The organism is Natronospira elongata, assembly GCF_034931365.1.
GTDB classification, from domain to species: Bacteria; Pseudomonadota; Gammaproteobacteria; order Natronospirales; family Natronospiraceae; genus Natronospira; species Natronospira elongata.
The window spans coordinates 1-11,310 of sequence record NZ_JAYGII010000056.1; the positions used below are offsets into that span (position 1 = coordinate 1).

General features: G+C 60.6%; 11 protein-coding genes and 1 CRISPR repeat array. Of the genes, 9 read left to right on the forward strand and 2 right to left on the reverse strand.

Features of this window, described 5'->3' with window-relative positions; translation table 11 throughout:
- Nucleotides 1-326: 326 nt before the first annotated feature.
- The 9 genes from VCB98_RS13165 to VCB98_RS13205 all read left to right on the forward strand — a co-directional run bounded on the left by VCB98_RS13165 (nucleotide 327) and on the right by VCB98_RS13205 (nucleotide 9,220).
- Complete coding sequence (locus VCB98_RS13165) at nucleotides 327-809, forward strand: hypothetical protein (protein WP_346053296.1); 483 nt, start codon at nucleotides 327-329, stop codon at nucleotides 807-809.
- A 118-nt stretch (nucleotides 810-927) separates the two neighbouring features.
- Nucleotides 928-1,212, forward strand: a complete 285-nt coding sequence (locus VCB98_RS13170; RefSeq protein WP_346053298.1) for a hypothetical protein — start codon at nucleotides 928-930, stop codon at nucleotides 1,210-1,212.
- Between the two features lie 46 nt (nucleotides 1,213-1,258).
- Nucleotides 1,259-2,185, forward strand: coding sequence for a CRISPR-associated endonuclease Cas1 (gene cas1, locus VCB98_RS13175; RefSeq protein WP_346053300.1), 927 nt, complete (start codon nucleotides 1,259-1,261; stop codon nucleotides 2,183-2,185).
- 2 nt (nucleotides 2,186-2,187) lie between these two features.
- A complete protein-coding gene (gene cas2 / locus VCB98_RS13180) occupies nucleotides 2,188-2,544 on the forward strand; it encodes a CRISPR-associated endonuclease Cas2 (RefSeq protein WP_346053303.1) in 357 nt (118 codons plus the stop codon).
- 137 nt (nucleotides 2,545-2,681) lie between these two features.
- Nucleotides 2,682-4,135: direct repeats of the CRISPR family, unit length 37 nt; unit sequence GTCCGAATACGTGGCCCGCTTGATAGGGCATTAAGAC.
- Nucleotides 4,136-4,801: 666 nt separating this feature from the next.
- A complete protein-coding gene (locus tag VCB98_RS13185; RefSeq protein ID WP_346053305.1) occupies nucleotides 4,802-5,638 on the forward strand; it encodes a type IV toxin-antitoxin system AbiEi family antitoxin domain-containing protein in 837 nt (278 codons plus the stop codon).
- Nucleotides 5,631-6,551: a nucleotidyl transferase AbiEii/AbiGii toxin family protein gene (locus VCB98_RS13190; protein WP_346053306.1), complete on the forward strand. Its 921-nt coding sequence runs from the start codon at nucleotides 5,631-5,633 to the stop codon at nucleotides 6,549-6,551. The genes VCB98_RS13185 and VCB98_RS13190 overlap by 8 nt, the downstream gene beginning before the upstream one ends.
- A gap of 451 nt (nucleotides 6,552-7,002) precedes the next feature.
- Nucleotides 7,003-7,197: a hypothetical protein gene (locus tag VCB98_RS13195; protein ID WP_346053308.1), complete on the forward strand. Its 195-nt coding sequence runs from the start codon at nucleotides 7,003-7,005 to the stop codon at nucleotides 7,195-7,197.
- 444 nt (nucleotides 7,198-7,641) lie between these two features.
- A complete protein-coding gene (locus VCB98_RS13200; protein WP_346053309.1) occupies nucleotides 7,642-8,121 on the forward strand; it encodes a hypothetical protein in 480 nt (159 codons plus the stop codon).
- Between the two features lie 352 nt (nucleotides 8,122-8,473).
- A complete protein-coding gene (locus VCB98_RS13205) occupies nucleotides 8,474-9,220 on the forward strand; it encodes a DUF4852 domain-containing protein (protein WP_346053311.1) in 747 nt (248 codons plus the stop codon).
- A 523-nt stretch (nucleotides 9,221-9,743) separates the two neighbouring features.
- On the opposite strand, the gene VCB98_RS13210 is transcribed toward VCB98_RS13205, so the two are convergent.
- Together VCB98_RS13210 and VCB98_RS13215 are read right to left on the reverse strand one after the other, a co-directional pair.
- Nucleotides 9,744-10,331: a hypothetical protein gene (locus tag VCB98_RS13210; RefSeq protein WP_346053313.1), complete on the reverse strand. Its 588-nt coding sequence runs from the start codon at nucleotides 10,329-10,331 to the stop codon at nucleotides 9,744-9,746.
- Nucleotides 10,332-10,609: 278 nt separating this feature from the next.
- The coding region (locus tag VCB98_RS13215) for a tetratricopeptide repeat-containing protein (protein ID WP_346053314.1) at nucleotides 10,610-11,310 on the reverse strand (701 nt) is incomplete at its 5' end.

Below are 11,310 nucleotides of genomic sequence, written 5' to 3' on the forward strand. Positions count from 1 at the left end.
GGCCACTACACTGATTCCTGTCGCCTGGCCGGACAGGCCGGCACCGAATCACCCGGCTCCGGGGGCCAATACGGAGCAGCCAGCGCGGGCCCAGTGGCTTGGTAACGCCCGCAGTCGGTCACGGTTCGTCTGCTCCGCAAAGCACCTCCAGAATCGGGGACCGACCGTCGGGGCCACGAGACGGCCCTTTTTCTTCCTTCCGGATACTGCAAGTTTGCAGCGGCGTGTTTCTGGGGAACCCGCGCCTGTACGGGGGGTCAGGAACAGGCCGCAGGTCCAATGGGCCGCTCGCCAACGGGACCACAGCCAGAGAAAAGGGGGTAGCCATGAAACAATTCTTCATGCCCGGTGTGCAGGGGGCGGTGACCGTGGATGTCTTTCTCGGTGACCTGCCGGGCGGGCCGGTCTACCGCGATGCCTTGTGTTGTCATGTCGGCTGGGCCGACCGAATCCGGCGGGGTCGCTACCGTCTGCTCCGGGAGCAGCGCAGCCACTGCCAGTACCGCCTGAGCAGCCTGCGTCATCACTGCCGCTGGAACGGTATCAACTGGCATCAGGCCGCCTTCCGCCGCTGGGGTGTTCCCAGTTACGGGGTGCTGGAGATTCAGCCCCTGCGTTTTCGCTTTGCCGCCCGGTTCGAGCCTGGTGGCGTGTATTTGGTCAGTGACTGGATCTCGGTCTACGAGGCGGGTGATTGTGTCCGCCTGTCTCCGGACCTGGAAGCCCGGCTGATCGAATCCATCGATCCGTCCACCCCGGCGAAAGCATCAACGCCAGGCCAGTCAGCCGACGCCATCCCGATCCATTGAGCCCGGGCACCAGCCCGGCGTGGCGATGCGACAGGCAATGTCGCGTTGCCGCTGCCGGGGGCTTGTGGTGCATGAATTTGCCGTTATACCAGTGAATTCACCCAGACCGGAGAGGCCCATGTCCCGCGCCACGCAACTGACCTTCATCAGCTGGGATACCAGCGACAATGAACGCCGCATCGCCTTCGACCGCCTGGTCGAGCCCTTCTGCATCCACTACCAGGGCTCGGTCCGCCTCTGTCATCTGAGCGCGGAAGATCGCCGCCTGCTGACCCTAGCCCTGAGCCGGATTGCCACCCGCGAAGACCGCCTCATCATCACGGTGGTCAGAAAGGCCCCGGAAGAGGCCGCCATACAGGGCCTGGCCGGCCCGCCCCAGCCTCATCAGGCCATTCTCATCTGAAAGCCGGCCACGCCGGTGGCCCCTAGCAACAATAGAGGATCCGCCCATGCATACCGTTGTCATTGACAAGCCCCGCCTTCGCCTGAGCCGGGAACGCCAGAGCCTGCTGGTCCACGATGAGCAGGGCCTGCGCCACCGCATCCCCTTCAGCCAGATGGATGGCCTGCTGCTGTCCAGCAAGGTGCAACTGGATTCCAGCCTGCTCTGTCACCTCAGCGAGGCCGGCATCCCGGTCACCGCCCTGCCGGCCAGAAAGGGCAGGGCCTGTGTCATGGCCGCCCCGCCCGGGGCCACCGCCCGGCGCCGGCGCGACCAGTATCTGGCTGCCATCGACCCGGCCCGCAGCCTTGCCCTGGCCCGGCCCTTTGTGGCTGCTCGTCTCAGGGGCCAGCAGGCCGTCCTGCGTCTGCTCGCCCGCCGCCGGCCCGAACACCGCCGCGAGCTGATTCGCGCGGCCGCCATTGCCCGGTCCAGCCGCAGAAAGCTCGGCGCCGCCGGCAGCCTCGCCCGCCTGCGGGGCCTGGAAGGCCGTGCCACCCGCGCCTACTTCCAGGCCTGGGGCCGCTGCCTGCCCGCCTCGGCGGGCTTTGCCGGCCGCAACCGCCGCCCGCCCAGGGACCCGGCCAACGCCGTGCTGTCCTACCTCTCCACCATTCTCGTGCGGGAAGCCGAAACCGTCTGCCATCAGGTGGGCCTGGACCCCATGCAGGGCTATCTCCACGAAGCCGACTGGAATCGCCCGGCCCTGGCCTGTGATTTGATGGAAGTGGTGCGGCATCGGGTGGAGCTGATGACCCAGGAGCTCTTCTCCCAGGGCATTCTTCGCTCTGATCAGTTCAGCAAAGCCACGCAACATGGCTGTCGCATGAATCCTGCCGCCCGCAGGGCGGTGGCCAATCACTGGGCGGGGCTCCGGCATGGCATTCGCCGACAGCTTCTTCAATCGATCTACCATCTGATCCGGGAGCTTTGATCATGAGCAACAGAAAGCGTGACTGGCTGATCGCCTATGACATCACTTGTGCCCGCCGTCGCAGGCGGATAGCCGGGTGCCTTGAAGACCATGCATTCCGGGTGCAGTACTCGGTTTTCGCAACCCGCCTGAGCCAGGCCGGCATGGCCGCCCTGGCCCGCGAACTCGAAACCCACTGCGACCCGGCGGATGGTGATGACATCCAGATCCTCGAGCTGCCGGCTGGCGAGGAACCGGCATTGGTCCGCAACCCGCTTTCACTGGATGGCGTCAGCGGCAGACTGGCCGAACGCTTCCAGCAGGCCCCGGATACGGTTGCAGAAGAATATTCGGAGACGTCATATTGGAGGGCGGTATGATGTGACTTTTTGTGGGTTGATTGGCCCAAGGGAGGGCTCAAGATTGCAGGCTCATGTACTTTTCCTGGCGGCAGTTTTGGATTTTCGGGAAACCCCCTTGCAAGCCCCTGAATCCAGGGCTATTCTGGAGCCGTAGAGTCCGAATACGTGGCCCGCTTGATAGGGCATTAAGACCTGGATTAAAAGCCGAGGCTACCAATCTGGCCGTCCGAATACGTGGCCCGCTTGATAGGGCATTAAGACTCCTGACTCTGTCAGACCGATATCCTCGGCCAGTCCGAATACGTGGCCCGCTTGATAGGGCATTAAGACATCATGGCGCGAGCCTCCTTGGGATCTTCACTCTCGGTCCGAATACGTGGCCCGCTTGATAGGGCATTAAGACAGATGGCCATACTTCCCTTTTAATTGATCATCTGGTCCGAATACGTGGCCCGCTTGATAGGGCATTAAGACACATCCACCTTCTCCTTAGCCTTTTTCCCCTCGCGTCCGAATACGTGGCCCGCTTGATAGGGCATTAAGACGCCAAAGCCACTGACCAGTTTCCCAGTCAAACTCAGTCCGAATACGTGGCCCGCTTGATAGGGCATTAAGACGCGGTCTTGCCGCAGCCATAAGGGCCTACGAGCTGTCCGAATACGTGGCCCGCTTGATAGGGCATTAAGACCTGATCAACCGAGAGGGGTCCACTGAACGCGCCTGTCCGAATACGTGGCCCGCTTGATAGGGCATTAAGACGCCGATGGGGAGTGAGGGTTCGGTGGCGCATCAGTCCGAATACGTGGCCCGCTTGATAGGGCATTAAGACGCCATCGAGGCCCTTCTCAAAAATGGCCGCCAACACGTCCGAATACGTGGCCCGCTTGATAGGGCATTAAGACCAGCAGCCCAGCTCGAAGAAGCTGCACTGCCTGTCCGAATACGTGGCCCGCTTGATAGGGCATTAAGACAGCGACCGGAAGGTCGCTTTTTTCGTTCGTGCAAGTCCGAATACGTGGCCCGCTTGATAGGGCATTAAGACTCAGCCATCAGTTCCAAGTCCAGGTCGGAGTGGGTCCGAATACGTGGCCCGCTTGATAGGGCATTAAGACCGCCTGGCCTACTGCGATGTCGTCCACATCATCAGGTCCGAATACGTGGCCCGCTTGATAGGGCATTAAGACAACCTCGTCTGCCGAGCGGAAGTACTCCGGCGTCCGAATACGTGGCCCGCTTGATAGGGCATTAAGACGAACCCCCGGGGGAGGGGGTTGGCGGCCATGATGGCGTCCGAATACGTGGCCCGCTTGATAGGGCATTAAGACGCGAACATGCCGCGCTGGAAACGAGTCTGGCCCGGTCCGAATACGTGGCCCGCTTGATAGGGCATTAAGACTGCCTTCTTTTGGCGCGATTCGACCTTGGCCGTGTCCGAATACGTGGCCCGCTTGATAGGGCATTAAGACGGGAGAAGCCCGCGATGTTCTTTCTGCATGTTTCGGTCCGAATACGTGGCCCGCTTGATAGGGCATTAAGACACCGCCAGATCGCGCACCACCCCATCGCTACCCAGTCCGAATACGTGGCCCGCTTGATAGGGCATTAAGACAACGACCAAAGGCCTCGGCCACGGTCTCCTGGGTGTCCGAATCCGTGGCCCGCTTGATAGGGCAAGCCCGGCTGGTCGCCGGGAGCTGCAAGCGACAAGCGCCAAGCTGCAAGTAGGGCGTTGCCAGTCATTGACTGGAAGCTGGTAGTAACGGCTTGCAGCTTGAGGCTTGTGGCTTGAAGCTGGCGGGCTCCGCCCGCCCTGTGGCCCGCTTGATAGTGCATTAAGGGGGTTCCGACGGTCGGATGGGACCGCTCCCTTCGATTGAGCCTTGGGGCTTTTTCTTCTTCTTCGATTCCTTCCGCGTGTCGTACTGATTCCGGGCTGGACGCTGGGCGGCGTCTGGCTGTCTGTGGCGCCCGCTCGCTTGACCTTCCCTCGGCGCGTAGCGCTGCTACGCACCTCAGTCCAGGTCGGCGCGAGCGAACGCCACAGCCACCCAGCCACTCGCCCTCCCACCCAAGCAACGGAACAGGGTTCGCACGAAACAGGTTCTGTTGGCATCCGCCGGAGCGGCCCGCCCGATCGCGGGTGCTGAGGCTTGTCCCTGGCGGGCTTCGCCCGCTCTTTGTCTTCCGCCTTTATTGTCTATCTCAGATGGACTTTATTGACTTTCTGTAAAGTCATGACTAGCTTTCTCTTTATAAGGTAGCGAGGAAGTCCATCATGAGTAGACAAAAAACCGATAATCTACAGCGAGTGCTGGAGGCGGTGCCGCCGGGGTTTCTGGTCGACTCCGCCTGGCTGGAGGCGAACCGGATCGGGCGTCGGTCCGCCTATCAGTATGTCCGGCGTGGTTGGCTGGAGCGTCTGGCGCGTGGTGTCTTTCGCCGCCCTCTGCCGGGGGGGCGCGGCCCGGACAGAATCGACTGGCGAAGCTGCGTCCTTTCCATGCAGCACATCATGGGTTACCCGGTACATGTCGGGGCCATGTCCGCCTTGGCGCTGCATGGCCATCGCCATTATCTGCCGCTGGGCAACGAGTCACTCTGGCTCCATGGCGACGTTCTGCCCAACTGGCTCTCCAGGCTGCCCCTGGATGTTTCTGTGGTCACCCGGAAAACCGCCCTTTTCGCTGATCCGGAAATCGGCCTGACGTGGGAGCGAGGCGGGCAGGACCCGGCCAGCCAGGCAACGGTGCCCTGGGGCTGGGCGCTGCGGTTGTCGTCACCGGAACGCGCCGTGCTCGAGGTACTCGACGAGCTGCCCGAGCACGAGTCCTTCCACAATCTGGAGATGGTTTTCCAAGGGCTGACCACATTGCGGCCGAAAGTGCTGGCGGATCTTCTGAGTCATTGCAACAAGATCAAGGTCAAGCGGCTGTTCTTCGTATTCGCCGATTACCATGGCCACGCCTGGCGAAAACGGCTGAATCCTGACGACTTCGACCTTGGGCGTGGTGACCGCGCGCTGACCCGCGGAGGCAGGCTCCACCCCCGCTACCGCATTGTCGTGCCCGAGCCCTATACCCGGGCCAGAGGCGAGGGAGGTACGAATGCGTGAAGTCTATATGGCCCAGGTCGCCCTTCTGGTCCGCCTGCTCCCGATTGTTGCCGAGGAGACGGATTTCGCCCTGAAAGGCGGAACGGAAATCAACCTGTTCCATCGTGATTTGCCCCGCCTGTCCGTGGATATCGACCTGACCTATCTGCCCATCGGAGAACGCGCCGCAAGCCTGGCGGCAATTGATGCGGCGATGGATCGCATTGCCAGCAATGTCGAGCGACTTGTGCCGGGCGCCGTACCGAGGCGGATGCCCGGTGGCGGTGGCCACGAAACCCGGCTTCTCGTCAGGCTTGATCAGGCACAGGTCAAGATCGAAGTGTCCCCGGTGGCACGCGGCACACTGCATGCCCCCAAGGCAATGCAGACCAGCGAGACGGTTCAGGAACAATACGGTTATGCCGAGATACAGGTGGTGTCATTCGAGGACCTCTACGGTGGAAAGCTGCATGCCGCGCTGGATCGACAGCATCCCCGGGACCTTTTTGACATTGCCCTGTTGTATGAGAATGAAGGCATGGACGATCAATTGCTTCGTGCCTTCCTGGTCTATCTCGCCTGCTCGAACCGGCCACCTCATGAACTGATCGATCCGGGACTCCCTGATCTGGATCGGGCCTACCTGCAGGAATTTGCAGGCATGACCCGAATCGCTGTATCGGCAGATGGCCTTCAAGCCACACGCAGCCGATTGATCACGGATATCCAGTCACGACTTGATGAGAATGCAGCCGATTTTCTACTCTCATTGCATGATGGACAACCGAATTTCGAAGCAATTGGATTGCCGCAGGCTTTGGACCTGCCTGCAGTGCAATGGAAGCTGAAAAACATACAGCGGCTCGTCAGGGAAAACTCCGAAAAGCATTCAGAGCAGCGGGAAGCGTTGGAGGCACTGGTTCGGCGGCGGTAGGAATTGACAACTGCTGGCGGAAAATTCCTGAAGGGTTCAGACAGGCCCATGGACTCTTCCTGGCAAGCGCCGCCCGCCCATAGGGCCCGCTTGATAGGGGCAACACGGCTGTTAGCCGTGCCCTGCACGGGGGAAGTGCCAGTCAGCTCCGTGCCGGTCGGTGTACAATGAGTGCGGTCCAGATCATCGAAGGAGACGAGACGATGGATTCAAGGGAAAGAGAACGCCGGACTGACTCCGAAGGCCGGAAGCGGAAGCGTGAACTGACTCCGAAAGAAAGGGCCCTTTACGAGGACCGGGTGGCATCCGAGGCTGCCTGCTTCGAGGTGGTGAAGCCTGGTGGAAAGGGGCAGGGCCGCAAGTAGCGCATTCCGCGCCAGACAGTTCATCAGACTTGGTGATGACGCCCTGTTTCCGTGGAACTGATGATTGACTGCATGAGGTGATAATCATGTCCAGTGATACGAAAGGCCCGCGTCCGCTGTCTGATGACTGGGTCATGCCCGAGCCGGATGAGCCTGTGAAGACGCCCGGGCAACTTCTGATTGAAGGCAAGCTCAAGTCGGATGGGGCGAGGCAGTTGGGTTTTGTCGAGCTTGAGACATGGGCTCGGCGTAATTTCCCCGGCCTGGATGGCTCCCACTGAGCGATTCCCGGCTCATCACGCGTCCCCATGATGTTTCTGCAGGCTTACATTTATCTAGCCTGATCATGGTCTGATTCAACCCGTTCCATCGTGATCCTTCCCGCCTTTGCGTGGCGATCGGTCTGCCCTTTTTCGATTTTTCCTGTCGGCTCGCCGGGCGAGCCAGACAAGCCCGAGGGATATGACCAGAAGGAGAGCGACCGTCGAGAGGATATCAATTACCATAATCGTCACCTGTGGACTGAAAGAATGTCTGTTCAGGACAACTGCATCAAGGCGCCGTTTCCGGGAGATGCGTCCCGTATCTGATACGGATCAGACAGACTGAAAATTGTCGCCCCGGCCAGGTTTACGCAACATTCCTGCAAGCTTGCGTTTTGCCAACCTGATCATGGACTGATTTATCGTGTGCTCGAATGGCGAGGAATAACGTCGGGAGCACACATGACTACACCCATCCAGAATCACTGGCGCCAGGCCTCAGCGGACGCCGGCTGCAATGATCGCATCATTCCCTTCCCCGGTCCGTGTCGTCCCCTGGGCCGGCATTATCCGGATATCGCCTACCGCCGCATTCCACACCTTATCGCCGATGCCCTGGATCAGAATTCTGGCAGCAATTCCGTGTATTTCCTGCTGTACTTCGATCCCGAGAGACGCGGGCGGGTCTCGCTGACATTACGGCCGGGGCTCGCCGGCGAGCCGCAAATGCCCTACGACGGTGTGGATGTGAAAGAGGGAGCGCGTCTGGACATGGCGCCGGTGATCCATCTCATTGAGGCGGTTCATTTGCAGATTCTGCGGGGTCAAGAAGAAGAAAATCCCCATGCCTTCATGGCGCATCGGGATGGCTGGCTGTCGCCCCTGTCGGAGGCTGCAGTGAAGTCGCCCCTGCCCAGAGATATCTATCCGCTGTTGCCCTGAGTGCCAGCCGGCCCTGCAAGCTTGCGAATCCAAAAATTTCCCGCTGAATCATCCAGACTGCATGGCAGTGTTGCCGGGCAGGATCGACTGCCGCTGAAAAGGAGGATGACATGTTCTGGATTCTGATGGGTCTGGCCGTGCTTGGCATGTTCAGTGAAGACGACAGCACGAAAGATGCGGCGCTGATGTTCTGGTTTCTGCGGTGATGCCGCTACCGGTGGGTCAGGCGCGCTGCAAGCTTGCATTGGCTCCGCAGGCAGGGCGGCTGTGATTTGATGTATGCCGGGTGGTTTTGCTCACCCTAGGCAAAGTTTGATTTTTTGTTTCACCCAATCAATGAAGGGGATTTGATATGCGTAGTCTTGTTCTTGCCACCGTGGCATTTTGTGTTCTGTTTGCCGGCCAGGCTTTTGCCCTGCAGCCCTTCCAGTATGAGCCCGCCATGAAGCATTGGCTATCGCTCTCGGATTATGAGCTGCAGGATGAAGACAAGCTGGCTCGCTGGTATATCCGGCAGCATCAGCGCCAGGTCTACAACCGCTATCGCAATGACGAGTTCGAGTTCCGTCGGCGGCTTGAGGCGGCAAAGACCGAGGGGCTTTCCTGGCTGTCGGACGTGAATGATTCACCGTACGTCATGATGGTGAACATCTCCTTTGGAGAATACGACTTCGAGCGGGAGGCTTTCCCCATCGAGACCCGCTTTGGGGAAGGCTACTATTTCTACCAGAGTGGCAGCGGCGTTTCCGCGCCTTTCGAAAAGCCGGACGGTGCCGCGCATGAGCGCCTCGACGAGCTTTCCTCGATGGTGATCATGAGCTTTCGAAACTACGAAGTGATGCAGGATCTTTATCTGCCGATGTCGCCGGAAAAGGCCGAGGCCTTTGTCGCAGAGCGGCGAAACTCGCGCGGAACGGTGAATCGAAGCCTGCGGCTGCGCCTGGTGGCGGAGGCGCGTGAGGCCGATCTGACCGATGGCATTCGCCATCAATTCCGGACCCTGCAGAATGTCATGCGCCTGCGGACTGACATCCAGGAAGCCGCGATCTATCCGGCTGACGGGCGTCTCGACAATCCGCTCAAAGAGATCGAGATCTAGATCGAAATCCAAAAAGGGGGAGAGCGGGCCGGCCCTTCGGGGTCGGCCTGTTTTTTTGTTGATTGCATGGCCCTGTCTCGGTCCCTCAGTGAGCAGGGCACAGTCCAGGTTCAGGATCTACCGTCCCGGGCAATCCCGGTCTCCGGTTACTCGACGACAGCCCCTACTGCTCACCCCGCACTACCGAAATGCCACCGCGGCAGTCTCTGCCTTGCTTGTCCTGGCTCGCCCCTGTCAAGGCCGCTGAGCGTACTCAGCGCTTTCCGGGGGCGCCTACATGAGGCAGCGCAGCAGTGACTTGTGTAGATGCCTGGGCATCGTTTTCAGTGTTCACTGGAGGATGGGGCCGGCGCTGGCCGGCTATCGGGGCATCGTTGGGAGAGAAGGGAGAGCGATTACTTGCGTGGAGACGGGCAAGGGGAGTGGGGGCGAGCGTTTCGGGGGAGATACAGGGCAGGAGTGACTGGGGTGTCGGGGTCTGTTGTGGTTTGGTGCGGGGCCCCTCCCTGGGCCCCGTCCTGGTTTATGCCTCACCCTGATTGGGCGCTGGTGTCAGGCAGAGCGATTCGGCCTCGAACAGATCCTGGAAGTACTCGATCATGTCCCGGGTGCGCTCTACCCGGCCTGATTCGGGGTCCATCCGCTGGGCGTAGAACTTGAGTACGGGGTGGCGGTTCCGGCCGGGTTCGGCGATCAGCTCCAGGTCGAAGGCGTGCTCCAGTGACATGAAGCGACGGTGGCCCTCCCACTCGAACAGGGCCCGCAGCTGACCGCTCTCACCCACCGACAGCTCACTGGCCTCGACCGGGCGACCGGCCCCGCGCAGACTCAGCGGTGGCCAGGGGTCCCGCGGAAACAGGGGGGCGGGCTGGTAGGGCCGGGTGCGGCTGTAGGCGAGCAACTCCGGTTCATGTTCGTATTCCCTGCCGCGGAATTCGAATATGCTGCCGATCTCGAGCTCGGCCAGTTCCTGGTCGGACATCTCGCAGGGCGCGAGTGCATAGTCGCCCGCCCAGTCGCCCAGGCTCCGGGGGCTCTGTTCACAGCCGGAGAGTACGGTTGCGGAGGCGATGGCGGCGGCGAGTGCGGCGATATGGCGTGCTTTCAACATGGGATTCCCCTTTTCATCAGATTCAGACAGTTTGATCACGAACAGGGGCAGTATGGTGGAGCCCTGGAGATACCGGCCTTTTCGCAAGCTTGCAGCCTGAAAAATCATCGGAAAAGGATGCTTCAATGAGCTCAGGTTTCAGGCTGATGAAAGGGAGAAGGTTATGTTGTGGTTTCTGATTGGCATGGGGTTCATGAGCTTTCTGGATGGCGGTTCATGGGATGACCCCTTTCGGTGGTGGTGACCGCCAAAGGCGCCCAGGGACGGGCCCGCCATGATCAGTCCATGCCCAGGGTTTCCCTGTGGCGCTGCATCTGGCCCTGGAAGACGGCCAGCGGCGCGCCCTGGGTCTTCGCGGCGAGCAGGGTATCGCGCTCCCAGTCTGCATGCTCCGGTTTCTGCTGAATCAGCAGTGCTTCGGCCATGGTGGCAAGGTCATAAAAATGCCATGTGCCGACGTCTCCATTGGACTTCTGCCAGTGACTTGATTGGCGTGCGAGGGTTTTTTCCACCTGTGCGGCGATTCTGGTGGCATTGTCTGCATCCCCCATCCACAGGCTGCAGGCGGCCGAGTTGATGCCGCAATAGGTATCGGTCTGCTCCGAGCGCTTCCAGGCCTCGGCGTAGAGTTCCGCCGCCTTTTTCAATTGACCGGCATCGCCGGATTGCTGCCAGACCCGCTTGTAGGCCCCGGCCAGTATGCCCTTGGCTTCGTGCTGGTGGCTTCTACCGGAGTACTTTTTGGGGCGCAGCAACTGGATCGCCTTCTCCGGGTTGCCCTGGCGGCTATGGAGTAATGCTTCCATCTCGATGATTCGCTGGTTATAGAAGGAACGCGCCCTGGCCCGTCGGAGCAGTTCTTCGGCCATCCGCCAGGCGCCGAGATCGATGGCCCGCTCGATCAGGGTCGTTGACAGGATCGGTGCCTGGTCGAGTACTTCCTCGATGGATGCGGCGATCGCAAGCAGGTGCTGGCCAT